Here is a 24,197-nt window from a genome sequence, read left to right as displayed (position 1 = left end):
TATTTGTATCAGTTCTATACATGGCGACGTCGCCAGCCAGCCAAAAGTAGAACCAGTCCGACCCAAAGATAGAGCGGTGTGGTGCCGAATTGATGATAAGGCGTGCTGCCCCGAGTTGGGGTGACTGTGGCTCTTAATACACCAGTTTCAAATTGTGGCAGTTGAGCGATAATCCGCCCACGTTGATCGGTGATCGCGGTAATGCCATTGTTGGTCGCACGGATCAGTGGTTTACCGAGTTCTAATGCGCGCATACGGGCAATTTCCATATGTTGCATCGGACCGATGGAGCGGCCAAACCAAGCGTCATTGGATAGCGTGAGCAGAAAATCGGTCTCAGCGGTCACATTGTCACGCACTTGCTGATTAAAGATAATTTCATAACACAGTGCGGCAGCAAACGCGAAGCCTTTGGCAATCAGGTTCGGCTGTACATACTCGCCTTGGCTAAACGAGGACATCGGCAAATTAAAAAAGGGAGCGAGCGGTCTTAACAGCGCCTCAAATGGCACAAATTCGCCAAATGGCAACAAATGGTATTTGTGGTAGCGCAGACTTAGGTCATAGCGATACTCTTCGTGAGGAGTAACGCCAAGGGTCAGTACACTATTGAAATACTGTTGGTCATCATTTTGATTGATAATGCCGGTGATCACAGCACTCTGATTGATTCGCGCCGCAGCATCTAAATTATGCAAGAATGACGGAATTTCAGATTCCAGTGCAGGGATTGCCGCTTCTGGCCAAATAATGATGTCCGCATCCCAGTTTTCTCGGGTGAGATCGGTGTATTTCATGATGGTTGGCCAGCGCTGGTTGGGCAGCCATTTTAAGCCTTGTTCAATGTTGCCTTGGATCAGCGCGACCGTTGTGTTGCGTTCGGTTTGCGGAGTGACCCATTGGATCGCTTGTAAGCCATAGCCAGTGGCATAGATGATTAGCGGGATTAAGAGAGTGAGCCAGCGGCGATTGAGCAGAGCATAAGCACAACTGCCGGCACAGATCAGCAGTAGTAAGGTGATCAACTCCACTCCGCCGATCGGCGCGAAGTTAGCCAATGGACTATCAATTTGGCTGTAGCCAAGCCATAGCCAAGGAAAGCCGGTCATCACCCAACCGCGTAACCAATCAGTGATTAACCATAATGCCGGTACTGCGCCTAACCATTTGCTGCGCGAGTTATTGGCAAACCAGCGATTGAGCAGCCAGCCGAAAAGTGCCGGATAAAGGGCGAGATAACCGACCAGTAAGGTCATTAAAAACAGGCTAGCGATTTTAGGCATTCCGCCAAAGGTGTCGATACTGACATGTACCCAACTGATCCCGAAGGCAAATTGCCCAATTCCCCACGCATAACCAATCATCGCTGCTCGCCGCGCAGTTTGTTGATGCAGCAGCAGCAGCAGTAAAGTGGGGCTGATTAAGGCGAGTGGCCAAATTTGATAGGGGGCAAAAGCCAGCGGGGTCAACACACCAACCAAAGCGGCCGCGAGCGGCCGCATTAGGCGATGAGATAATAGGCTGTTCATCGTGTTGTTATTTACCGTTGCTCAGTCATCGGAGAGGGTTATTCTTGTGCATGCGAGAGTGTTTCTAGATCTGGCACGGTCACTTGCAAGGCGACCACGCGGCGATTGTCCGCTGCCATCACTTTGAAACTGTAGCCTGCGATATCGACCACCTCGCCACGGGCGGGTAAGTGTCCAAAGGCGGTCATCACCAAACCACCGACAGTATCCACCTCTTCATCACTGAATTTGGTGCCAAAGGTGTGGTTAAACTCTTCAATAGTGGCAAGAGCTTTGACCGAAAAAGTGTGCTTGCTCAGTTGACGGATATCTTTTTGCTCTTCATCGTCAAATTCATCTTCAATGTCACCGACGATCTCTTCCAGAATGTCTTCAATAGTCACTAGCCCGGAAACACCACCAAACTCATCCACCACAATCGCCATATGGTAACGTTCTTCACGGAACTCTTTGAGTAAGCGGTCAACCCGTTTACTCTCCGGAACGACCACCGCTGGGCGGATCACTTGCTGGATATCGAATGGAGCACTATTCGAGCCGAGATATTTGAGTAAGTCCTTCGCAAGTAGAATGCCTTCCACATGATCTTTATCTTCGCTGATCACTGGATAACGTGAGTGCTGCGCATCGGTCATGATGGCGACTAAGCTATCGAGATTGTGGGTACGATCGATGGTGACCATTTGTGAGCGTGGGATCATGATGTCGCGTACGCGCATTTCGGCGATTTCCATCACCCCTTCCAGCATGTCGCGGGTGTCATGGTCAATCAAATCGTTGATTTCAGAGTCGCGGATCACATCGACCAGCTCTTGGCGATCTTTTGGCTCACCCTGAAAAAGTTGGCTTAGGCGTTCAAAGAAGGACTTTCTACTCGGACCTTCCGAATTTTGAGCATTGTCGTCGTTCATTATGTCTCAATTTACTAACGCTATCAGAAGTGTGATAGCTCACATGTGCCTTATCTTGGCCGATAAGGATTACATTTTTTCGGTCAGATACGGATCACTAAAGCCCATTTGTTGCATAATTTCGGTTTCCAGTGCTTCCATCTCTTCGGCTTCATCATCTTCGATGTGGTCATAACCTAGCAGATGCAGGCTACCATGTACAACCATATGCGCCCAATGAGCCTGTAAAGGTTTATTTTGTTCAATCGCTTCATGTTCAACCACTTGGCGACAGATCACCAAATCACCGAGCAGATCAAGTTCGATACCCGGCGGAGCTTCAAATGGGAAAGAGAGCACATTGGTCGGTTTATCTTTGCCGCGATAATTGAGATTGAGCTGATGACTTTCCGCGCTATCGACAATCCGAATCGTTACTTCAGCTTGGGCTTGAAATGGGCTAATGGTGTGGGTTAGCCAAGTGGCAAAATCAGCAGCGCTTGGTAGCCCATGGTGATCGCTGACGGCAAATTGTAAATCCAGTTCGATACTCATGACAGGTGCGACTCATGTGGGTTAGATGACGTTGGCTGAGCTGGTGAAGTCTCGCTCACGACGCTACTGAGTAGCCCCGCTGCTCGCTCCTCACGGCGGCGCTGCTCATGTAGCTGACGCTGCTTTTGATCTTGCGCTTCCCACTGTTCATAAGCATTGACGATGCGTGCCACCACTGGGTGGCGTACCACATCCTCAGCTTGGAAAAAGTTAAAGCTGATCTCTTCGACTTGACTGAGTACTTCAATTGCGTGGCGCAGCCCCGATTTTGCACCGCGTGGTAAGTCGATTTGGGTCACATCACCAGTGATCACCGCTCGCGAATTAAAACCAATCCGGGTGAGGAACATTTTCATCTGCTCTACGGTGGTATTTTGGCTTTCATCAAGAATGATAAACGCATCATTTAAGGTGCGTCCGCGCATGTAGGCGAGGGGAGCGACTTCAATCACATTGCGCTCAATCAGTTTTTCAACCCGCTCAAAACCGAGCATTTCAAACAGGGCATCGTACAGTGGCCGCAAGTAAGGATCGACTTTTTGGCTGAGATCGCCAGGCAGAAAGCCGAGTTTTTCCCCCGCTTCAACCGCAGGGCGGGTGAGCAGAATGCGACGGATTTCTTGGCGCTCAAGTGCATCCACTGCGGCGGCGACCGCAAGATAAGTTTTGCCGGTGCCGGCTGGGCCAACGCCAAAGGTAATATCGTGGGTCACCATATTCATCAAGTATTGAGCTTGATTCGGGGTGCGCGGTTTGATCACGCCTTTTTTGGTTTTTACCACCACTTCTTTGCCGTAGTGAATACTTGACTCATGCTGCTGTTCCAGCACGCCAGACTCTTTGATCGCTAAGTGAATTTGCTCAGGTTCAATATCGGTAATCTCACCACGCAGCGGCGCGGTAGCCACATATAAGGTCTTAATAATATCCAGTGCTGCAGCGGCAGTATGTGTTTGGCCGACGATGGTAAAAAAATGGCCACGGTAATTGATTTCAACCCCTAAGCGCCGTTCGAGGTGCTTGATGTTATCATCGAAAGGGCCACATAGGCTGGCTAAGCGTTGGTTATCAGAAGGGTGTAGATCGATTTCTAAGGTTATAATTTTATTGCTCAAATTTGCCTCTCACTATGCCAATAAATGTCCGATTGTGACCGGACATTTATCGACAGTGTATACGAGATTAAGGAGTAAATGTAGCCACTCCAAGCTCATCTTCACGGCGAGTCTTGGCTTTCATTGCTGAAGGTGAGGTGGCAATCCGCAGATTCATTTGCGATTCGGTACGCACTAATTCACCACGCAGCGAGTTGGCAAACACATCCACGATTTTTACATCGACAAATTGACCAATCAGATCTGGTGAGCCTTCAAAGTTAACAAAGCGGCTATTTTCAGTACGACCACACAGCTCCATCAAGTTTTTCTTCGAAGGACCTTCGACCAAAATTCGCTGCTCAGTACCGAGCATCAAGCGCGAATAACGCATCGCTTGGCTGTTGATCTGTTGCTGTAGCTCGTACAAGCGTGCTTTTTTCACCTCTTCCGACAGATCGCAAGGATAATCTGCCGCTGGGGTGCCTGGGCGTGGCGAAAACACAAAGCTAAAGCTCATATCAAAATCCACATCGCGGATCAGCTTCATGGTGTCTTGGAAATCTTTATCCGTTTCACCAGGGAAGCCAACGATGAAGTCTGAGCTGATCTGAATATCTGGGCGTGCTTTACGCAGTTTGCGAATGATCGATTTGTATTCAATCGCCGTGTGTGGTCGCTTCATCATAGTTAAGATGCGATCGCTACCACTTTGTACCGGCAGGTGCAGGAAGCTGACTAACTCAGGCGTGTCTTCATACACAGCAATAATATCGTCGGTAAATTCCAGTGGATGGCTAGTGGTAAAGCGAATACGATCAAGCCCGTCAATGGTGGCAACTAAACGCAGCAGTTCAGCAAAAGAGCAGAGATCTCCATCATGCGTTGCACCACGATAAGCATTAACATTTTGGCCGAGTAGGTTAACTTCACGCACGCCTTGTTCAGCCAGTTGTGCAATTTCAAACAGCACGTCATCGACTGGGCGGCTCACTTCTTCACCACGAGTGTAAGGCACTACGCAGTAAGTACAGTATTTTGAGCAGCCTTCCATAATCGAGACAAAGGCTGTCGGGCCTTCAGCTCGCGGCTCAGGTAGGCGGTCAAACTTTTCAATCTCAGGGAAAGAGATATCCATCACCGGTGCAGAACTGGTTTGTGAACGCTGAATCATTTCAGGCAGACGATGTAGGGTTTGCGGGCCAAAAATTACATCGACATACGGTGCACGTTGGCGAATCGAGTCGCCTTCTTGAGTCGCCACGCAACCACCAACCCCAATCACTACACCGGGTTTCTTATCTTTTAGCGTTTTCCAACGCCCAAGTTGGTGGAAGACTTTTTCCTGTGCTTTTTCACGAATTGAACAGGTATTTAGGAGTAAAACGTCTGCTTCCTCGGGTATTTCGGTCAGCTCATAGCCGTTAGCAGCATTAAGCAGGTCAGCCATTTTGGATGAATCGTATTCGTTCATCTGGCAGCCCCAAGTTTTAATTAGCAGTTTCTTACTCATCACACTTTCGCTCGTTCAATAGTTCTTCAATCATTTGAGCTTTAGCTCACATTCTAGCCGCCCTCTCGGCGGTAAGCGGCGTATTGTACTGCTTTAAAAACCGACTGACTAGTAATTGGCATCATTCTCTGTTGCCCTTATGGCGATTGGGTTTTGCTCTGATTCGTCGTTAGGTTTCCCGGTAAAAAAGGTCGCAATCTTGGAAGCACTCCGTACAATGCGTTGGGGATGATAGGCCGAGTGAGAAACCGATGAGCAGCAACAAGTTTGACATTTTAGTAGTAGGTGGTGGCATGGTTGGCGCGGCGGCGGCGCTGGGATTTGCCCAGCAAGGACGCACGGTCGCTTTGATCGATAGCTGTGCACCGCAGCCATTTGAGCCAGCTCAAGCGATGGATGTGCGTGTCTCGGCTATATCACACACCTCAGTGCAGCTTTTAGAATCACTTGGCGCTTGGCCAAACATTGTGGCGATGCGTGCTTGTCCCTATCACTATTTGGAAACGTGGGAACATCCTGAGTGTCGCACACGTTTTTCCTGTCACGCCTTGGATTTACCACACTTAGGTTACATGGTGGAAAATCGCATTATTCAACTCGGCTTGTGGCAGCAGTTGGCGGATTATCCGCAACTGACCTTGATGTGCCCAGATCAGTTGCTAAAACTGGAGGTAAGTGAACAGGGATGTCAGGCTATTTTGCAATCGGGTACCGTACTGGAGTGCGATTGGGTGATTGGTGCCGATGGCGCCAACTCCCAAGTACGTCAATTGGCACAGATTGGCATCACTGCGTGGGATTATCGCCAACACTGTTTGTTGATTAATGTTGAGACTCAGCGTATTCAGCAAGAGACCACTTGGCAGCAGTTTTTTCCAACTGGGCCGCGCTCTTATTTGCCGCTAGGTGGCAATCAAGCATCGTTGGTTTGGTACGATAGCCCACAGCGGATCCGCACACTGGTAGGTTTAAATCCAGCGCAATTACGCAGTGAGATTATTGAGCATTTCCCAGCCGAACTCGGAGATATTCGCGTATTGCAGCAGGCCAGCTTCCCACTGACTCGTCGTCATGCTCAGCAGTATGTGAAAAATCGCTGTGTGTTAGTGGGGGATGCAGCACATACCATTAACCCACTCGCCGGGCAGGGGGTAAACCTTGGTTTTAAAGACGTGGCGGAATTATTGGCCCAAACCGAGCATCAAACACTGCTGACGTTAGCGCACTTTACCGCTTATCAGCGTGGTCGGCGTGCCGATAATCTATTGATGCAAACCGGTATGGATCTGTTTTATCAAACGTTCAGTAACTCGCATCTACCACTCAAGTTGCTGCGCAATGCTGCGCTAGCGGCTGCCGAACGTGCCGGGCCATTAAAAAACCAAGTGCTGCGTTATGCGCTCGGCCTTTAGTATTGGTCATCTCTCGCAAGTCAGATGAATGTTCAGCATCCATTCACTGAATACGCTTTGTTTATGCTAAAGTGGCTAGCAAGTTTTAATCTGAGCTGTGGTATAATTATTAATCAAAGGTATTTGGGGCGATGAAGATGAACGATACAGGCCAAATTACACAAAAAGATCTACTCAAATTACTTGTTGATCAGGCGCAGCATAACGCTACCCGTGATGAACTTAACCGTGTGGAAGATAAACTCATCATTCGCATCGATGCCGTTGAGGCTAAGCTTTCAGCCCGTATCGATGCCGTTGAGACTAAGCTTTCAGCGCGCATTGATGAGGTTGAGACTAAGCTTTCTACTCGCATTGGTGAGCTTGAAACTAAAATGGATATGAAGTTTTCTTCTTTGAAATCAACAATTATTGTCACCGCTATTGGTTCGGTTACTGCTCTTGGCGGCTTATTAATCGCCTTAGCACAACTCATCAAAGCCTAATCTGCTGACTGACGACTTATCAAAGAGCAGCATAGGGATAACTTCCTGATTCTGGTGCTAAAAACAAAAAACGCTGCATAAGGCAGCGTTTTTGATATCACACAAGTGGATTACTTGGTAACGCGTAGGATAGCAGTTTCGCCAACCACTACTGAGCCAGCAAGTTTGTTCAGCTCTTTGATCTCATCCATGTTAGAAATAACCACAGGAGTCAGAGTTGATTTTGCTTTCTCTTCTAGTAGAGCCAAATCGAATTCGATAATAGTATCGCCGATTTTTACTGATTGACCTTCTTCAGCGATGCGAGTGAAGCCTTCGCCTTTCAGTTCAACAGTATCAATACCGAAGTGAACAAACAGCTCGATGCCGTCGTCAGATTCGATAGAGAATGCATGGTTGGTTTCGAAGATTTTGCCGATAGTACCGTTAACAGGAGCTACCATCTTGTTACCAGCAGGCTTGATCGCGATACCGTCACCAACGATTTTTTCAGCAAAAACCACATCTGGCACATCTTCGATGTTAACGATTTCACCAGAAAGAGGTGCGATGATTTCGATTGCACCTGCGTTAGCGCTGTCGTCAGAGACGAGCTTCTTAAGTTTGTCAAACAGACCCATTGTGTCATGCTCCTAACGTGTTAGTTTTATTCTGTCGAAGTATAGTATACCAATCGCCAAAGATAGACGACTATTTTCATCGTCTATCTTGTTGGTATTAACCAATAATTACGCTTTTGCAGCGATGAACTGATCGACACAAGCTTCAATTTCTGCCGCAGTTGGCAGTGAAATTGCGTGTTCAGCCATCGCTTTGATTTCAGCGAAATTAGCGTTACGGATCACTTTCTTCACAGTTGGAATCGAGATACCGCTCATTGAGAACTCATCAAGACCCATACCCAGCAGTAATAGAGTAGCACGTTCGTCGCCAGCTAGCTCACCACACATACCAGTCCATTTACCTTCCGCGTGAGAAGCGTCAATCACTTGCTTAATCACGGTCAGTACCGCAGGCGAAAGTGGGTTATACAGGTGAGAAATCATCTCGTTACCACGGTCAACCGCCAGTGTGTACTGAGTTAAATCGTTAGTACCGATAGAGAAGAAAGAAACTTCTTTAGCTAAGTGGTGCGCAATTGCAGCCGCAGCAGGAGTTTCCACCATCACACCGATTTCGATGTTTTCATCGAACGCATGACCTTCAGCACGCAGTTCAACTTTGTACTCTTCAATCGCGTTTTTCAGTTCACGGATCTCTTCTACCGAAATGATCATTGGGAACATTACGCGTAGTTTACCGTGAGCAGATGCACGCAGAATACCACGTAGCTGATCACGCAGGATTTCACGACGATCTAAGCTGATACGTACTGCACGCCAACCCAAGAATGGGTTCATCTCTTTTGGCAGATCCATGTAAGGCAGATCTTTGTCGCCGCCGATATCCATAGTACGGATAATCACCGCTTGACCGTTCATCGCTTCTGCCACTTCTTTATAAGCGTGGTATTGCTCTTCTTCAGTCGGTAGTGCGTCACGATCCATAAACAGGAATTCAGTACGGTATAGGCCAACACCTTCACCACCGTTACGGATGATGCCGTCACAGTCTTTGACTGTGCCGATGTTGCCGCACACTTCAACGCGGTGACCATCTAGCGTTTCTGCTGGTAGGTCTTTCAGTTTCGCCAGCTCTTCTTTTTCAGCCAGGAAAGCGGCTTTAACTGCTTTCGCTTCTTCAATTTGAGCTTGGGTTGGATTGACAATGATCTTGTTGTTCATTGCGTCCAGGATCAGGGTGTCGCCGTTTTTCACTTTCTTAGTGATGTCGTTAGCGCCGACGATCGCTGGCAGTTCTAGAGAACGTGCCATGATAGAAGTGTGAGAAGTACGGCCGCCGATATCACACACAAAACCTAACACATAGTTCAGGTTAATTTGTGCGGTTTCAGAAGGCGTTAAATCGTAGGCCACTAGGATCACTTCTTGATCGATTTCGCTGAGCGAAACGATATGCATACCTAGGGCATTTTTCACAAAACGGGTACCGATATCACGGATGTCGGTGGCACGTTCTTTGAGATATTCATCGTCTAATGACTCAAGCGCGGTAGCTTGTTCTTCGATAACGGTGTAGATCGCGTTATCGGCCGCCATTTTATCATTCTTGATGAGGGCTAAAATCTCTTCTTCTAGCTCTTCATCTTCAAGCAACATGATATGGCCTTCAAAGATGGCTTCTTTTTCTTCACCAAAAGTTTCAAGTGCTTTTTGTTTGATCACTTCTAACTGCGCAGAAGATTTGTTACGCGCAGTGTAAAAGCGCTCAACTTCGGCTTCTACTTGATCATCTGAAATGGTGTTTGTGTTTAGGACAATTTCATCTTCTTGAAGAAGTAGTGCTTTACCAATCGCAATACCTGGAGATGCTAGAATGCCTGAAATCATAGCCTTACCTTAAACTGGTCAACTGTAAACGGGAGATGGGACAAACGCTAACCATAAATATGTAGCGTATTTCTCGGGTTATTTCCAACAAAGCCATTTTGTGTGCACAAAATGGCTTTAACAGGAAGACAGGATTAGTGAAGTTGGTCCATCAGAGCCACTAAGTGGTCAACGGCTTCTTTCGCTTGAGGACCTTCGGCAGAGATAGTCACAACTGTGCCTTTTACCAGACCTAGCGTTTGCAGCTTGAACAGACTTTTTGCACTTGCACTTTTACCGTTAGAAGTCACAGTGATGTCTGCATCGAAAGCTTTCGCTTCTTTTACAAACTGTGCAGCTGGGCGAGTGTGAAGGCCATTTTCTGCTGTGATTTCTACTTGCTTCTCGTACATGTTTAATACCCCAATAAGATTATTTTTTGTAAGTTTGTCAACCAGAATTAGCTTAACTGCATAACCCGCTTTGTGCTAGCACTGTCACAGGCTTTTCGTGTTAGAACTTAAGACTGGTTAAAATTTTACCTATCGCCTTTGCTATTTTTTGCAATTTGAGCGGTAGAGTGTAAATCAATGGCTTCTTTATTTTGAAGCGAAAAATAAAACGCCCCGATATTACCAAAGGTGAGGCAGGGATCAACAAAAAAGCCCCTGACTGGGGCTTTTTTAAACGAAAAATTGATTTCGCTACATATTATTGTTGGTTCTCTTTATCGGTAAAAATGCCCGAAAACAGCGCGGTGCTCAAATAGCGCTCACCAGAGCTTGGTAGTACGGTTACGATGGTTTTTCCTTTAAATTCAGGTGATTGTGCGATTCTATTCGCGGCAACTACCGCCGCGCCAGAAGAGATTCCGGCTAAAATACCTTCTTCTTCCATTAGGCGACGCGCCATTGAAATCGCCTCTTCTGAGGTCACCAGCTCAACACGGTCAATCAGGCTTAAATCTAAGTTGCCGGGGATAAAACCGGCGCCAATGCCCTGAATTTTATGCGGAGCGGGTTTGATTTCTTGGCCCGCTAACGCTTGGGTGATGACCGGTGACTCGGCCGGCTCGACCGCCACCGACACAATTGCTTTGCCTTTGGTGCCTTTAATATAACGGCTGGTGCCGGTTAATGTGCCGCCGGTACCGACCCCAGCCACAAACACATCCACTTGACCATCGGTGGCATCCCAAATCTCTGGGCCAGTGGTTTGCTCGTGGATTTGTGGGTTGGCTGGGTTGTTAAATTGTTGCAATAACAGGTATTTTTCTGGATTGCTGGCGACAATCTCTTCCGCTTTAGCAATCGCGCCTTTCATGCCTTTGGCTGCTTCGGTGAGCACTAAATTGGCACCCAGTGCTTTGAGCAGTTTACGCCGCTCTAAGCTCATTGATTCTGGCATGGTCAGGGTTAATTTATAACCCCGTGCCGCGGCGACAAAAGCCAGCGCTACTCCAGTGTTACCACTGGTTGGCTCAACTAATTCCACCCCAGCTTTGAGTTTGCCTTGTTGTTCGGCATCCCAAATCATGTTGGCACCGATCCGGCATTTAACACTGAAACTCGGGTTGCGCGCCTCGATTTTGACCAGCACGTTACCCGTTGACACTTTGTTTAAGCGCACCAGCGGTGTGTTACCAATCGTCAGGGAGTTGTCTTGATAGATTTTGCTCATGGTGATGTTCCTTCATTCAGTACGCCGTCAGCCCGTTAAGCGGTATGTGCGTGAATAGTGAGTATGATGAGAGCATAAGTGGATATTCACTAAGGGAAAAAGATTAAAAAGTTATAACTTATGTGGTGCTCATCGCGGGTAAAAACCTTATTTTAGTCGGCGCATATTTGTGTGCGAATATGCGCGCTTGCGGTCATCCTAACTGATTGGTTTATAGTGTGGTTTAAATTTTTCAACCCACATGGCGGTTGCTCCGCACACCGCCACCGGCATGATAAATAGATTGATGATCGGAATACTGGCGAGCAGCGCCACCATCAATCCAAAGCTATAAGCCTGAGCTTGATTTTGTTGCAAAGTATTACGCATATCATCAAAAGCAATTTTATGATTATCGAACGGGTAGTCACAATATTGGATCGCCAGCATCCAAGCGCTGAACAGCAACCAAGCCAGTGGACCGACAGTTTGGCCGATCGCGGGGATTAACAGTAACAGCAGTAACCCCAGTGCTCTGGGCAGCATATACAGTAGCTTGCGCCATTCGCGTGCCAATATGCGTGGCACATCTTTGATCAGTGACCATACACTCTGTTCGCTGAGCACTTGGCCGGATAAGTGCTGCTCGATTTTTTCCGCTAATAAACCATTAAAGGGTGCCGCAATAAAATTGGCCAAGGTGCTAAAAAAATAAGAAAAGGTTGCAATGATGGTTAGCGCCAGTAATGGCCACAGCACATAGCGCAGCCAAGCCAAAAAGAGTGGCAGGTGGCCGAGCCACTGGCTAATCCACATATCCAACTGGCTAAATAAGTAGTACATTGCGCTGCCCACCAGCACCATGTTAGCCAACAGCGGCAGTGCGACAAAGCGGCGGATACCGGGAGTGAATGCCAAACACAGGCCATAGTAGAAGTAGCCAAATCCAGAGCGGGTAGGGTGCATAAATGCGATGTTCCTTGATAAACCAGGCTCAGATTGTACTGGATTGCGAGGTAAGTAAAATGCTTAAACCGCAAAAAAAACGCGTGATGTTGGCAACTTCTCGCATTAAGTTGTTCTAAATTCAACGAGAGTTTTGGTAAAGTATCGCGACAAGCCAAACCCACACCCTGAACCACGTCCTGTCGGGCGCTAGAGCTCAGAACATCAAACGGGATATTGAGAGTTTAAGATGCAGGAATTGCGATTCGTATTGATAATGGTTGGCGCGCTGGCAATTGCCGCGTTGCTATTTCACGGTCTGTGGACCAGCAAAAAAGAGGGGAAATCCAAGTTTGGGCATAAACCTCTGCGTAAAATTGATACCGCTAGTGAGCAACCCACTGCGCCGTCATCTGCAGCTGCCGATGAGTTTGAGATCATTCGTAAACCGCGTAAAGAGCCTGATTTTGGCTTGTCAAAAGGATCTGCCGATCCTCTGATCGCCGATTTTCCCTCTAGCGATGAGTTGCCCGAATCTGCAACTGAATCTGCAGCTATTGAGGCGAATTATCATCGCCAATCAGTACCCGTAGCATCGGCGACTTCCTCGCTCTCTGAGCCTGAACCGGTGGTGCATACTGTCATTGCCTCCGAGAGTCCAACACAACCATCGCCGCAGATTGAACCTTCGCCTCAGGAAGAGCCACTCGATGTGATTGTGCTTAACGTGCACTGTGCAGGTAACCAGCAGTTCGTTGGTACTAAGCTATTCGATAGCATGCAACAAAATGGCTTGTTATTTGGTGAGATGGATATTTTCCATCGTCATGCGGATCTTTCAGGCACTGGCAAAGTGCTGTTTAGCGTCGCCAATATGATGCAACCGGGAACCTTGATGCATGATGATCCGGCCGATTTTACGACCCAAGGCATCTCGTTTTTTATGACCTTACCGGGTTTTGGCGATCCTGAGCAAAACTTTAAATTGATGCTGAAAACCGCGCAGCAAATTGCTGATGATCTCAGTGGCCATGTGTTGGACGATGCGCGCAACTTAATGACGCCCAATCGATTGGATGCTTATCGCAAGCAAATTCAAGATTTTAAAGCCAAAGCGCGCACTACCCATGCCTAGTATTGATTAAGATGCGCCGCGTTCAGTCTGCTCTACCCAAACAATTCGAAGTAGGAAGAGCATAAAATAACCCGATACCCAAATGACGAATAAGGCTCTGCGGAGCCTTTTTTTATCATCCGAGAGAATGACCATGTCAAATATCGTGCAACGATTAACCGAGCTAAGACAAACCCTGCATCAACATGGTGTGCGTTATTATGTAGAAGACGCACCGACCATTCCGGATGCCGAATATGATCGCTTAATGCGCGAACTGCTCGCTTTAGAAGCTGAGCATCCTGAATTAATCAGCCCAGATTCACCCAGTTTGCGCGTGGGTGGCCGCCCATTAGAGGGCTTTACACCGGTTGAGCATGAAATCCCGATGTTATCGCTGGATAATGCGTTTGATGATAGCGAGCTGGATAGCTTCTATCGCCGTATGCTGGATCGAATTGCTGCAGTAGCCGATAGCCCATTTTGCTGTGAGCCTAAACTCGATGGTTTAGCGGTCAGTTTATTGTATGAAGAGGGAGTGCTGACTCGCGCCGCGACTCGTGGTGATGGCGCGACGGGGGAGAATATCACCGCTAACGTACGCACCATTAAAGCGATCCCACTGCGTTTACAAGGCAGCAATTTCCCTGCTCGACTGGAAGTGCGTGGCGAAGTGTTTATGCCTAAAGCCGGTTTTGAAGCACTTAACGCACGTGCGCTTAAAAAAGGCGAAAAGCAGTTTGTCAACCCGCGTAATGCGGCGGCTGGCAGTTTGCGTCAATTAGATTCTAAAATTACCGCCCAGCGTCCATTGGCATTTTATGCTTACAGCGTCGGTATTATTGAAGGTGGCGAGTTAGCGGGCAGTCACTATCAGCGTTTTCTACAGCTGAAAAAGTGGGGATTACCGATTTGCCCAGCCACTCAGCAGGTGAACTCGCTCGATGAGGTGAAAGCCTTCTATCAAGATATTTTGCAGCGCCGTAGCGAGCTGGCTTATGAAATTGATGGCGTGGTGATCAAAGTCGATGATATTGCCCTGCAAGAGCGGCTTGGTTTTGTGGCCAAAGCGCCGCGCTGGGCGATTGCCTACAAATTTCCCGCTCAAGAAGAGTTAACTCTGCTTAATGAAGTGGAATTTCAAGTCGGTCGCACGGGTGCCATCACTCCGGTTGCCAAACTCGAACCGGTGTTTGTCGGCGGCGTGACCGTCAGTAATGCCACCTTACACAATGGTGATGAAATTGCCCGTTTAGGTGTAATGGTCGGCGATACGGTGGTGATCCGCCGCGCGGGTGATGTGATCCCGCAAATTGTCTCGGTGGTGCTTGAGCGCCGTCCAGCCGATGCCAAGCCGATCGTCTTTCCACTGTGTTGTCCGGTTTGCCAATCTGAGATTGAGCGAGTGGTCGGTGAAGCGGTAGCACGCTGCAGCGGCGGGTTAATTTGCCAAGCTCAGCGCAAACAAGCGTTAAAACATTTTGTGTCGCGTAAAGCGCTCGATGTCGAAGGCTTAGGCGATAAAGTGATTGAGCAGTTGGTGGATCGCGAACTGGTGCATACTCCTGCCGACCTATTTCGCTTAACCCTAGCGCCACTTACGCTATTAGAGCGTATGGGGCCTAAATCGGCGCAAAATGTGCTGGATGCGCTCAATAAAGCCAAACACACCAGCTTAGCCAAATTTTTGTATGCGCTCGGCATTCGTGAAGTGGGGGAAGCCACCGCGCTCAACCTTGCGCAGCATTTCTTAAGCTTAGAGGCGATTGCCAACGCCGATCGCGAGCAATTGCTGGCGGTTGCCGATGTCGGCAGTGTGGTGGCCGACCATTTGCTGGCCTTTTTTGCTGAGCCACGCAACCAGCAAGTGATTGCCGATCTGCAAAATCTGGGAGTGACTTGGCCAGATATGATCGCTACGGAGGCGAGCGATTCACCGTTAGCCGGTAAAGTGGTGGTGATCACCGGCACGTTCACAGAGCTGTCGCGCAGCGAAGCTAAAACAGCACTGCAAGCATTAGGCGCGAAAGTGACCGGTAGTGTTTCGGCCAAAACCGATATTCTGTTTGCCGGAGCGGCCGCGGGTTCAAAGCTTAGCAAAGCGATCGAGCTTGGGGTTGAGGTGCAAGATGAGGCCGCATTGCTGGCGTGGTTAAAATAAACCGGCCGTAGCCGATGACTGAAATCGCTTATCAGGTTGGCTTATCGAGTTATCTGCTAGCGTAAAGTCGCCAAATTGAGATCTCTGCCCGCTTTTGGCACATCAGTGCCGCGATGATGGGAACTTATTTGCTTAAAATTATCTAAACCTCAGCCTGTGCTGGGGTTTATTTTTGTTCAAAAACAACTCGGCTAATTTCCCGATTTGATGACTTTTTTATGCTTTGAAAAAGTCACGATGCTTTTTACCTTTCTTCGATCTAATTCAAAAAAAATAACAATCAAAAAATAAAATTCATTTAAATTCATATAGTTAATTTTGGTGACTGTAGGGGCTACTCATAAGTCGATCTCGATCACTTACTGGCCAGAAGTTTGCCGTAGCTCATATTTTTTTAGATAAAAATTAAGTTCTGATTGATGTTTCTGAGCCGAGCGTTAGTCTACAGACATGGATACACAACAGTGTGCCAACCACTAAGAGCATCGAACTCGATACTCGAAAAGGAAATGACTTCTCCCTTCGGCGGCCAACTTAAGGGGGAAATTCAAAAACAGCTATATCCATTTTTAGGAGTTATCCATGGACAAAATGTTTAAACGTACTCTTCTGGGTGCTGCAGTAGCGATGGCGTCAACAGGTGCATTTGCGGCATCTGAAACTGGTGCAATCGGTGTTCTGTCTGATTTCAATGTACAAGCGTACGGTGTAGCAGCAATTTCTGTATTCTATCAAGAAGATAGCAGCGGCTATGATTACGAAAATGAATCGCGTATCGGTTTCCGCGCAAGCAAAGATATGTTTGATAACGTAAACGTATTTATGCAAATTGAATCTGGTTACGTTGGCGAAGATGGTAAAGGTAACACATTGGGCGCGCGTGACACTTTCATCGGTCTGCAAGGCGATTGGGGTAAAGTACGTTTCGGTCGTATGCTGACTCCTTTGTATGAAATTGTCGACTGGCCATACTCTAACCCAGGTTTAGGCCGCGTGTTTGACTGGGGTGGCGATGTTGCTGGCCATTATGACCGTAAAGGTGATATCGCTCGTTACGACTCACCAGCATTTGGTGGTTTAACTTTCAATGTTTCTGTGGGTCGTGGTGATACCGGTACTAAAGGTTCTAACCATGTTGGTGCTGCAGTACACTATAACCTAGCTGATATGGTTACCTTACATGCTGGCTATGAAAGTAACTCTAAATTCAAGTATGGCTATAAAAATGCTCAAGATGTTGACCAAACTTTCTTGACCGATGCAACAGCATATATTGTAGGTTTTGAATTACCTCTGCCAGCTGGTTTTGGTCTTGCTGGTGCTTATAAATACACTGAAGGCGCATCTAAGATCGTTAATGGTCAAGAAGGTGAGCAAGCTCAATACTCACTAATTGGTCAATACTGGAATGGTCCATGGGGCTTCAAAGTCGGCTATGCCGCGAATATGGAATCTGAAGTCAACAATGTTAAGCAAGGCGACGATGATGAAGTGTTGTCTGCACAGTTGATGTATGTGAAAAACGGCTTTGTACCATACCTTCGTGTTGGTCAGCATGACGCCTACAATGCTGCCGATAAGACAATGTTCGTACGCTTAGGTATTGAATACGGCTTCTAATCTTACGATTTACGCCTATCTTTAATGAAAACGCCGGCCTTGTGCCGGTGTTTTTACTCCATAACAAGGACATAAATGATGAATTTATTTAAAACGACCATATTATTTTCAGCTATCACCATGGCCGTTGGATGCAGTAATTTAGACAGTTCTAGTGAGTTCAATGATGTGGCGAAAGAGGTTAAAGAGCGGCACAACTACGTTCAAGTCGTAGCTAAAGATATCAAGCCTGATGCGAAAGCGGTTTTAGGGCCCGATGTTGTAAAATCCGAATTGAACTATGTGGCTAATTTCCCTAAAGCTGGCGCGCAGAACATTGGTGGTTCATATGTGAATATGAACGTCACCTACTTTAAAAATTACGATCAGTTTGACAGCGTAGCGTACTCAGCACAGCAGTTTAAACTGGAAACGTATCGGCCATTAGCCGAAACCTGTACGGAACATTGCACGACTACACAGTGGTTTAAGTTCCCCTTATCTCAAGAATATATTCAGCAACTGAACTCTGATTCAGTGCTATTCACCTTAGTTTCATCAACCAATAGAAACCAAATCGAATTTAGCGTCCCGAAAGCTTATTTTACCGCTGTGATTGATGAAGCCGATTTTGTTACCCAGCGGACAATGGTTCAAACTACTGCGGTTGCCGCTGTTCCATCTCAAGCTGTAGTTGAGCCTGCGTCAAAAACTAACCAAATGGTGCAATATCTGTATAGCGAAGCCACTAGCGCAGAACAGCAAGAATTTGCCAACTGGGCATTTGCCAACCGCGCGGTGGTTAATCAACCCTTGGTCAGCGAGCATAAGCTGGTGATTATGATGGCGGATTGGTACCAAAAAGCTGACAAAGCCGATAAAGCGGCGATTCTGGCTTGGCTGATTAGCCAAGAGTAAGCGTTTACTTAGCTTATCTGTAACGCCAAGTTGTTGGCGGCTATTTTTCTCGCCCACGGTATTGAATTGCATTTTTAATCCTAACAAGGCATGGTTAACCCCCATGCCTTTGTGGTTTTTTATCGTTGGGTTTATTTTTTTGTTTGGGATGGGGGAGCCTATACCCAAACAACTTAGAGTTACAGGTAGGCGGCAAGTGAGTGAATCCCCATGAGCATAGGCAAACTATGTGATTGGGGTGAGCGAACGTAGCCAACACCGCTGCAACTTCAAGTAGGAAGGGTATATGAATATTAGCCAAATCGCCAAACTGACCGAGCTTACCGCCAAGTCGATTCGCCTATACGAAGAGAAAGGTCTCATCACCCCGCCACTGCGCTCCGCCAGTGGTTATCGCACTTATACGCAGCGGCATGTGGATGATTTACTGCTGATCGCACGCTGTCGGCGGGTAGGGTTTAGTTTAGATGAGTGCCAAGCCATGCTGGCGCTGGCCAATAACCCAGAGCGCACCCGCGCCGCCGTTCGTGCCCGAGCGCAACACAAGCTGCAACAAGTCTCAAGCCAACTGGCTGAGCTAAGCCTGATCAAGCAGCAGCTCGAGAGCTGGGTAGCCAGTTGCCCCGGCGATGAGGGCAGCGAATGCCCGATCATTGATCAGCTCAAACAAGGCGAGTGTTGCAATCAATCCACGATCAAAGTTTGAACTCGCCTACCTGCAACGCCAAGTTGTTTGGATATATCAAGCGGGTTAGCGAGAGTGTCGGCTAAATTGGCTCAACAATCAGAATAATGCCATCCAACGCAATCACACTGACCACAGTACCTGCGGCCAGCGGGGTAGCGCAGCGCGCAGTCCAGCGCGTATCACCCAGCGCGACTTGAAACTCTCCGGCGGCGGTATCTTGCGCAATCGGGATCATCCGCCCAATCAGTTGCTTCTCTTTTTGGTTCAGATCGCGCGTGGCATCGTGCTGTTTATCTTGGCTAAATTGGCGTCGCCACCACAACCAAGTGGTGACGAGAGCGAAGCTGGCAAACGCCAACCACTGTAATTGCCAACCTAAAGGCAGCACCAGCAGTAGCGCTCCGACCAATAATGCAGAAAGGCCCAGCCACAGGAAATAACCTGCGGTACCGAGCAGTTCGACGGCGAGCAGTAGCAAGCCTAAAGTTAGCCAGTGCCAAACATTCAATTGCGAGAGTAGCGTGATCACAGGACTACCTTACCTATTGCTTAGATTGAGAGGATTGAAACATTTCTGCAATTCCCGCCACAGATCCCATTAAGCCGGTTGCTTCCAGTGGCAGCATAATGATTTTGCTATTTTCTGCTTGGCCAATCGCTTTAAGCGCTTCGGTATAGCCTTGAGCAATAAAGTAATTGACCGCTTGCATATCACCTTTGGCGATGGCTTCGGACACCATAGTGGTGGCCTTCGCTTCGGCTTCGGCGGCGCGCTCACGCGCTTCGGCTTGTAAAATCGCCGCTTGCTTTTCGCCTTCAGCTTTCAATATTTCGGATTGTTTTTGACCTTCGGCACGTAAGATCTGCGCTTGGCGTACCCCTTCAGCTTCGAGTACTTCGGCGCGTTTGTTACGCTCGGCTTTCATCTGCGCATTCATCGCCGCGGTTAAATCTGCCGGTGGTTGCACATCTTTAATCTCGATACGGGTAATTTTTACTCCCCACGGACTGGTGGCTTGATCGATAATAATTAAGAGTTTGGAGTTGATCATGTCGCGTTGACTGAGCATTTCATCGAGCTCCATTGAGCCAAGCACAGTACGCATATTGGTCAAGGTTAAATTACGGATTGCGTGTTTAAGATCATTCACTTCATAAGCGGCTTTGGCAGCATCAACCACTTGTACAAAGCACACCGCATCAATCACCACGCTAGCGTTGTCTTTGGAAATCACTTCTTGAGCCGGAATATCTAACACTTGTTCCATCATGTTTATTTTTTGCCCAACTCGATCAATAAACGGGATGATGAGATTGAGCCCCGGTTGTAAGGTTTGGGTGTAACGCCCAAAGCGCTCGACTGTCCAGTTGTGGCCTTGAGGCACGGTTTTGACCGCCGATGAGAGAAAAATAACCACGGCGAAAACCAGTATTGCTAGGGTGATCAATGAATCAATAGCCATAATCTTTCCTTGTTGTTGAGTGAAGCGTGTGGTTGTGATGCCGTGTTGGCGGCAGCGGCAAGTGGTTTGGGTATACGCCTAAGTAAAAAGTATACGCACTTACTGGTTAGAGAGTGCCACCCATCGCTAAGATTGCGATCTGGTGGCAATTTATCGATTCTGGCTAAATTAATACAGTCGCGAGTAAAGCTGCTTGCGATATTGGGTAGCGAGCGGGTTGCCTTGGCCGAGTGCGGTGAGCATATCGATCAAGGTTTTTTTCATTTCTCCCTCAAGCGTATTGAGATCCTGACTGAGCCAAGACCACAGTAAACTCAACGCTTCTTCATCCCGTTTAACTTGATGGTATTGGCGTGCCAGTTCCAGAGCTAGGCTTGGATTTTTGGGATCGGCTTGCCACTGCTGTTCAAGCGCGATTAACTCAGGGCTATTTGCGGCCTGCTGATGCAATTCAAGCTTGGCCAATAGGGTTCGGTAATCGCCTTGTTGGTAGGCGAGTGGAATGCTGGCCAGCATCGTCTCGGCGGCATCGAACGCGCCGGTTTCGAGATAACAAGTAGCTAAAGCGAGTTTGACTTCGCCTTGACTACACCACGGTTCCGTTAAACCGGATAATAGCGTTAGCGCGGGTTGGTATTCGCCTTGTGCAACCAACTCAAGCGCTTGCTGAATTAAACGCTGTTCCGCATTGGGTAAATGGCGTTCAAGCATCTCTTCAATCGCACTGATTGGTTGCGCGCCACCTAAACCATCGACGGGCTGACCTTGAATAAATAGGGCAATAGTTGGAATGGCTTGAATGCCAAATTGTGCGGCAATCGCTTGTTGCTGCTGACAATTTAAACGAGCCAATACCACTGCGCCTTGATAACGTTCAACCAGTTGCTCCAATGCCGGTAGTAGTTGCACGCTCTCTGGGCTGGCCTCTGCCCAAAAATAAAACAGCACTGGCGTAAGGCTAGAGTGTTCAAGTACCTGCTGGAAATTATATTCAGTAACATCAATCATAGTGCTGGCTGGCATGGTCGATCCTTAGTGGCACAATATCCCATTTAAATTGGGGAGAAGTTGGGCTTAATATCCCCTTCCTACTTGAAGTTGCAGCGGTGTTGGCTACGTTCGCTCACCCCAATCACATAGTTTGCCTATGCTCATAGGGATTCACTCACTTGCCGCCTACCTGTAACTCCAAGTTGTTTGGGTATAGTTGTTTGAGTGCGCTTTCAATTCGGCAATAGTCAAATTGAAAGCCTAAATCAGTCAGTTTTTTCGGTTTGGCTCGTTGGCTATCGAGCAGTAGCTCGCTGGCTTCACCCATTAACAGTTGTATCAGCCAGCGTGGAATGGTCAATAAATGTGGGCGCTGTAAGGTGTTAGCAAGGGTAAGGCTAAATTGCGCATTGGGTACTGGATGGGGCGCACAGAGATTATACGCACCTTGGGCGTGTTCGGTTTCGAGCAAAAACAGTATCGCGCGCAGCATATCTTGCATATGAATCCACGGCAGATATTGCTGACCATCGCCAATCGGTCCACCGAGACCGAGCCGGTAAGCGGGCAGCATTTTTTTGAGCGCACCGCCATGGCGGGCGAGCACAATACCTGTGCGCAGTAGGCAAACACGGGTCTGACTTGATTGTGCTTTCAAAGCGAGCTGTTCCCATTGCTGGCAAACTTGATGTGAGAAATGTTGACTATGTACGTGTAACTGCTCATCAAACGCGTGCTGTTGCTGATCGCCATACCAACCGACCGCTGAGCCGCTGAGTAATACTCGTGGCGGTTGGGTGCTGGCATGAATTTTTGCGACCAACTGTTCGGTGATGTTTAAGCGACTGTCGGTAATGCGCTGCTTTTGCGCGGTCGTCCAGCGCCGATCGGCAATCGGCTCACCAGCCAGGTTGATTACCGCATCAATTTGATTGAAATCGGCTAGCGAATCCAGTGAGTCGAGCAAGGTCAGATTTGCGCGCGCCTTTGGCAATACCCCGAGCGCGCTAAAATGCGCGTGCGCTTTGGTTATGTTGCGAGTCAGCACCAGCAGTTGATGCCCACTCAGCATCTTTATCAGTTGACTACCAATAAAACCACTACCACCGGTGATCAGTATGCGCATAACAGCTCCTTGTTGCGGGGCTTAAAACTAAAACTTAGGACATAGACCCTAGGACCTAGGACCTAGGACCTAGGTCCTAAAACCTAAAACCTAAAACCTAGGTCCTTACCTACTCATTACTAAACAATACAGCCGAACCATGATTGAGGCTAGTAAACAGCAGCGTTCTGGGATTGACAATATTGATCCGGCGACTCTGTTGTGCTTCCATTTTGAACAGTTGAGTGATGAGCTGAAGCTGTTCTGGATTAAAATCGTTGTTGTGGCTGGATGAGATATCTTTAAATTCGTTTGGGGTGACCAGCAGATAATTATCACTGATATCCCATTCTCCGGATTCGGAGATATTAATTGAACTCTCAGATGTATGATCTTCGGCAAACAGTTTAACAATCGAAACCCGCGAATAAGTACCGTTGGGCAAATATTTCACATTCGAATTAACTTCGACGCGACGTAACTCGCCCATGGCTGGGCTGTTATTTTGGCTGGTGATCAACGCAACCATTTTGGATTGCCATTCACGCGAAGTTAACACTTGTTGCAGTTTAAAATCACTGCCCCAGTACAGCTTGGCGGTGAGTAACAGGCTAAACAATAAGCTGCCAATCGCGATATATCTATATTTCATCGAAAAGTCCTATTCGCACACTTTAATTGCATCGCTGGGATTGGCCACAATGCGTAAACTGATATTGCTGTTAGAGGCTGCAGTGCTATGAATATAGTTGAGCGTGAGTTGGTTATTTTGCCCACCGGTGGCAATCACCATCAGTGGCTTTAATTGATCCGTATGTTGTTGATTATATTTTTGGATGCATAATTTGATCGGAATTAGCCAAGGTGACAGATCCGGATGGTTAATCGGGGTATTGACCGCAATTCCATCGACCGTGGTTAACGGTTTGAAATTGGCTTGGCTTGGGTTGGTGAGCAACACTAAACATGGCATCACAATCGCGACCAAAAACATTAGCCGAGTGAGCCAGTCGGGCTTAGTTTTGACTGGCGTTGCGCTAGTTGAGGGGGGAGAGTGGCTGATTTGGGGGGCAGTACACTCTTCGAGCACTTCAGACGACATCTTGTCAGTTTCGGCAAACTCGGTGCTTAATAATTCGCTGTCACGCTGAATGGTTTGTTCAACAATTTCCACCCGCGCGATGAGTTGATAACCACGTTTGGGCACGGTTTTAATGTATTGTGGCAGTTTGGTGGAATCTTTCAGCGTTTTACGCAAGGTTGAAATGGCTTGGGTCAGGCTGGAGTCATCGACCTCAAATCCTTGTTCGCGCCAGACAAAAGCATGTAAATCATGGCGAGACACCACATCGTTGGGACGCTGGGCCAGTAACCATAGAATGCGGCTTTCGTTACTGCCGAGCCGGATTAACTCTTGATCATTGTCTTTATCAATCAGCGCATTGCTTAAGGGATCAAAGGTGAATCTTTCAGCAACAATGAATTTAGTACCAATATTACCCATCGATATCTTCTTTTGAGTTGCGTCCTAGTATGAACATCGGCTATCCCAGTATTTCCTTGTCCCAATAGGCAGACTTTACTGGTTTTTTATCTTTTTTGATAAAAATATGTGGCTAGGATAATCCAATCGCCAACAAAAAACAGT

General features: G+C 47.7%; 22 protein-coding genes and 2 pseudogenes. 7 read left to right on the top strand and 17 right to left on the bottom strand.

The annotated features are described in order from the left end of the window. Positions 1 to 14: 14 nt before the first annotated feature. The 5 genes from lnt to miaB form a co-directional block, all read right to left on the bottom strand. Positions 15 to 1,529, bottom strand: a complete 1,515-nt coding sequence (lnt, locus tag OOK74_RS08050; protein WP_278182561.1) for an apolipoprotein N-acyltransferase — start codon at positions 1,527 to 1,529, stop codon at positions 15 to 17. A 38-nt stretch (positions 1,530 to 1,567) separates the two neighbouring features. Beyond that, positions 1,568 to 2,440 carry a CNNM family magnesium/cobalt transport protein CorC gene (corC, locus tag OOK74_RS08045; protein WP_278182560.1) on the bottom strand — a complete coding sequence of 291 codons (873 nt, stop codon included), beginning with the start codon at positions 2,438 to 2,440 and terminating at the stop codon, positions 1,568 to 1,570. A 69-nt stretch (positions 2,441 to 2,509) separates the two neighbouring features. Beyond that, entirely contained in the window at positions 2,510 to 2,974 is a 465-nt protein-coding gene (ybeY, locus tag OOK74_RS08040; RefSeq protein WP_274721217.1) for an rRNA maturation RNase YbeY, read from the bottom strand. Further along, positions 2,971 to 4,089 (bottom strand): PhoH family protein, encoded by a 1,119-nt coding sequence (locus OOK74_RS08035; protein ID WP_278182559.1) that lies wholly within the window; start codon positions 4,087 to 4,089, stop codon positions 2,971 to 2,973. The genes ybeY and OOK74_RS08035 overlap by 4 nt, the downstream gene beginning before the upstream one ends. Before the next feature lie 67 nt (positions 4,090 to 4,156). Further along, a complete protein-coding gene (gene miaB, locus OOK74_RS08030; RefSeq protein WP_166014605.1) occupies positions 4,157 to 5,581 on the bottom strand; it encodes a tRNA (N6-isopentenyl adenosine(37)-C2)-methylthiotransferase MiaB in 1,425 nt (474 codons plus the stop codon). A gap of 251 nt (positions 5,582 to 5,832) precedes the next feature. Here miaB and OOK74_RS08025 point away from each other — a divergent pair, with 251 nt between their 5' ends. Further along, positions 5,833 to 6,993: a 2-octaprenyl-3-methyl-6-methoxy-1,4-benzoquinol hydroxylase gene (locus OOK74_RS08025; RefSeq protein ID WP_278182558.1), complete on the top strand. Its 1,161-nt coding sequence runs from the start codon at positions 5,833 to 5,835 to the stop codon at positions 6,991 to 6,993. 131 nt (positions 6,994 to 7,124) lie between these two features. Then, a complete protein-coding gene (locus OOK74_RS08020; RefSeq protein WP_278182557.1) occupies positions 7,125 to 7,478 on the top strand; it encodes a hypothetical protein in 354 nt (117 codons plus the stop codon). Positions 7,479 to 7,588: 110 nt separating this feature from the next. Here the strand turns inward: OOK74_RS08020 and crr are convergent, their stop codons facing one another. The 5 genes from crr to cysZ all read right to left on the bottom strand — a co-directional run bounded on the left by crr (position 7,589) and on the right by cysZ (position 12,532). Further along, entirely contained in the window at positions 7,589 to 8,098 is a 510-nt protein-coding gene (gene crr, locus OOK74_RS08015) for a PTS glucose transporter subunit IIA (RefSeq protein ID WP_166014607.1), read from the bottom strand. A 108-nt stretch (positions 8,099 to 8,206) separates the two neighbouring features. Then, the gene (ptsI, locus tag OOK74_RS08010) at positions 8,207 to 9,928 is read right to left on the bottom strand and encodes a phosphoenolpyruvate-protein phosphotransferase PtsI (RefSeq protein ID WP_278182556.1); all 1,722 of its coding nucleotides are present in this window, start codon (positions 9,926 to 9,928) and stop codon (positions 8,207 to 8,209) included. Between the two features lie 134 nt (positions 9,929 to 10,062). Further along, positions 10,063 to 10,320: an HPr family phosphocarrier protein gene (locus tag OOK74_RS08005; protein WP_166014609.1), complete on the bottom strand. Its 258-nt coding sequence runs from the start codon at positions 10,318 to 10,320 to the stop codon at positions 10,063 to 10,065. A 298-nt stretch (positions 10,321 to 10,618) separates the two neighbouring features. After that, the gene (gene cysK, locus OOK74_RS08000) at positions 10,619 to 11,587 is read right to left on the bottom strand and encodes a cysteine synthase A (RefSeq protein WP_278182555.1); all 969 of its coding nucleotides are present in this window, start codon (positions 11,585 to 11,587) and stop codon (positions 10,619 to 10,621) included. Between the two features lie 198 nt (positions 11,588 to 11,785). Next, positions 11,786 to 12,532 (bottom strand): sulfate transporter CysZ, encoded by a 747-nt coding sequence (gene cysZ, locus OOK74_RS07995; protein ID WP_277206165.1) that lies wholly within the window; start codon positions 12,530 to 12,532, stop codon positions 11,786 to 11,788. A gap of 229 nt (positions 12,533 to 12,761) precedes the next feature. On the opposite strand from cysZ, the gene zipA reads away from it, so the two are divergent. The 5 genes from zipA (at position 12,762) to cueR (ending at position 19,009) form a co-directional block, all read left to right on the top strand. Further along, the gene (gene zipA / locus OOK74_RS07990) at positions 12,762 to 13,646 is read left to right on the top strand and encodes a cell division protein ZipA (protein WP_278182554.1); all 885 of its coding nucleotides are present in this window, start codon (positions 12,762 to 12,764) and stop codon (positions 13,644 to 13,646) included. 133 nt (positions 13,647 to 13,779) lie between these two features. Beyond that, entirely contained in the window at positions 13,780 to 15,786 is a 2,007-nt protein-coding gene (ligA, locus tag OOK74_RS07985) for an NAD-dependent DNA ligase LigA (RefSeq protein ID WP_278182553.1), read from the top strand. Between the two features lie 582 nt (positions 15,787 to 16,368). After that, complete coding sequence (gene chiP / locus OOK74_RS07980; RefSeq protein WP_278182552.1) at positions 16,369 to 17,406, top strand: chitoporin; 1,038 nt, start codon at positions 16,369 to 16,371, stop codon at positions 17,404 to 17,406. Positions 17,407 to 17,481: 75 nt separating this feature from the next. Next, positions 17,482 to 18,303, top strand: coding sequence for a DUF2057 domain-containing protein (locus tag OOK74_RS07975; protein ID WP_278182551.1), 822 nt, complete (start codon positions 17,482 to 17,484; stop codon positions 18,301 to 18,303). Positions 18,304 to 18,589: 286 nt separating this feature from the next. After that, positions 18,590 to 19,009 (top strand): Cu(I)-responsive transcriptional regulator, encoded by a 420-nt coding sequence (cueR, locus tag OOK74_RS07970; RefSeq protein WP_274721227.1) that lies wholly within the window; start codon positions 18,590 to 18,592, stop codon positions 19,007 to 19,009. A 61-nt stretch (positions 19,010 to 19,070) separates the two neighbouring features. Here cueR and OOK74_RS07965 read toward each other — a convergent pair whose 3' ends face one another. From OOK74_RS07965 to OOK74_RS15095, 7 genes and pseudogenes are all read right to left on the bottom strand, one after another. Beyond that, a complete protein-coding gene (locus tag OOK74_RS07965; protein ID WP_278182550.1) occupies positions 19,071 to 19,520 on the bottom strand; it encodes an NfeD family protein in 450 nt (149 codons plus the stop codon). A gap of 13 nt (positions 19,521 to 19,533) precedes the next feature. After that, a complete protein-coding gene (locus OOK74_RS07960) occupies positions 19,534 to 20,454 on the bottom strand; it encodes an SPFH domain-containing protein (RefSeq protein ID WP_278182549.1) in 921 nt (306 codons plus the stop codon). Between the two features lie 168 nt (positions 20,455 to 20,622). Beyond that, positions 20,623 to 21,477 carry a thioredoxin family protein gene (locus OOK74_RS07955; RefSeq protein WP_278182548.1) on the bottom strand — a complete coding sequence of 285 codons (855 nt, stop codon included), beginning with the start codon at positions 21,475 to 21,477 and terminating at the stop codon, positions 20,623 to 20,625. A gap of 142 nt (positions 21,478 to 21,619) precedes the next feature. Then, positions 21,620 to 22,570 carry a TIGR01777 family oxidoreductase gene (locus OOK74_RS07950; RefSeq protein ID WP_278182547.1) on the bottom strand — a complete coding sequence of 317 codons (951 nt, stop codon included), beginning with the start codon at positions 22,568 to 22,570 and terminating at the stop codon, positions 21,620 to 21,622. 109 nt (positions 22,571 to 22,679) lie between these two features. Then, a complete protein-coding gene (locus OOK74_RS07945; RefSeq protein ID WP_278182546.1) occupies positions 22,680 to 23,201 on the bottom strand; it encodes a regulatory protein ToxS in 522 nt (173 codons plus the stop codon). A gap of 9 nt (positions 23,202 to 23,210) precedes the next feature. Beyond that, positions 23,211 to 23,513, bottom strand: a pseudogene (locus OOK74_RS15100) (transcriptional regulator); the annotation flags it as partial. Between the two features lie 194 nt (positions 23,514 to 23,707). Next, positions 23,708 to 24,053: pseudogene (locus OOK74_RS15095) on the bottom strand (winged helix-turn-helix domain-containing protein); the annotation flags it as partial. Positions 24,054 to 24,197: the final 144 nt, after the last annotated feature.

The sequence above is a fragment of the Vibrio misgurnus genome (assembly GCF_029635775.1).
Classification (GTDB): Bacteria; Pseudomonadota; Gammaproteobacteria; order Enterobacterales; family Vibrionaceae; genus Vibrio; species Vibrio chanodichtyis.
This window is presented reverse-complemented; position numbering and strand designations above follow the sequence as displayed.

Excerpts from the sequence above, each read along its gene's own strand:
- cysK (WP_278182555.1), bottom strand. The coding sequence starts at position 11,587 with ATGAGCAAAATCTATCAAGACAACTCCCTGACGATTGGTAACACACCG.
- OOK74_RS07975 (WP_278182551.1), top strand. The coding sequence starts at position 17,482 with ATGATGAATTTATTTAAAACGACCATATTATTTTCAGCTATCACCATG.
- ligA (WP_278182553.1), top strand. The coding sequence starts at position 13,780 with ATGTCAAATATCGTGCAACGATTAACCGAGCTAAGACAAACCCTGCAT.
- lnt (WP_278182561.1), bottom strand. The coding sequence starts at position 1,529 with ATGAACAGCCTATTATCTCATCGCCTAATGCGGCCGCTCGCGGCCGCT.
- corC (WP_278182560.1), bottom strand. The coding sequence starts at position 2,440 with ATGAACGACGACAATGCTCAAAATTCGGAAGGTCCGAGTAGAAAGTCC.
- OOK74_RS07960 (WP_278182549.1), bottom strand. The coding sequence starts at position 20,454 with ATGGCTATTGATTCATTGATCACCCTAGCAATACTGGTTTTCGCCGTG.
- cysZ (WP_277206165.1), bottom strand. The coding sequence starts at position 12,532 with ATGCACCCTACCCGCTCTGGATTTGGCTACTTCTACTATGGCCTGTGT.
- OOK74_RS08025 (WP_278182558.1), top strand. The coding sequence starts at position 5,833 with ATGAGCAGCAACAAGTTTGACATTTTAGTAGTAGGTGGTGGCATGGTT.
- OOK74_RS07945 (WP_278182546.1), bottom strand. The coding sequence starts at position 23,201 with ATGAAATATAGATATATCGCGATTGGCAGCTTATTGTTTAGCCTGTTA.
- miaB (WP_166014605.1), bottom strand. The coding sequence starts at position 5,581 with ATGAGTAAGAAACTGCTAATTAAAACTTGGGGCTGCCAGATGAACGAA.
- zipA (WP_278182554.1), top strand. The coding sequence starts at position 12,762 with ATGCAGGAATTGCGATTCGTATTGATAATGGTTGGCGCGCTGGCAATT.
- ptsI (WP_278182556.1), bottom strand. The coding sequence starts at position 9,928 with ATGATTTCAGGCATTCTAGCATCTCCAGGTATTGCGATTGGTAAAGCA.
- ybeY (WP_274721217.1), bottom strand. The coding sequence starts at position 2,974 with ATGAGTATCGAACTGGATTTACAATTTGCCGTCAGCGATCACCATGGG.
- OOK74_RS08020 (WP_278182557.1), top strand. The coding sequence starts at position 7,125 with ATGAAGATGAACGATACAGGCCAAATTACACAAAAAGATCTACTCAAA.
- OOK74_RS07955 (WP_278182548.1), bottom strand. The coding sequence starts at position 21,477 with ATGCCAGCCAGCACTATGATTGATGTTACTGAATATAATTTCCAGCAG.
- chiP (WP_278182552.1), top strand. The coding sequence starts at position 16,369 with ATGGACAAAATGTTTAAACGTACTCTTCTGGGTGCTGCAGTAGCGATG.
- OOK74_RS08005 (WP_166014609.1), bottom strand. The coding sequence starts at position 10,320 with ATGTACGAGAAGCAAGTAGAAATCACAGCAGAAAATGGCCTTCACACT.
- cueR (WP_274721227.1), top strand. The coding sequence starts at position 18,590 with ATGAATATTAGCCAAATCGCCAAACTGACCGAGCTTACCGCCAAGTCG.
- OOK74_RS07950 (WP_278182547.1), bottom strand. The coding sequence starts at position 22,570 with ATGCGCATACTGATCACCGGTGGTAGTGGTTTTATTGGTAGTCAACTG.
- crr (WP_166014607.1), bottom strand. The coding sequence starts at position 8,098 with ATGGGTCTGTTTGACAAACTTAAGAAGCTCGTCTCTGACGACAGCGCT.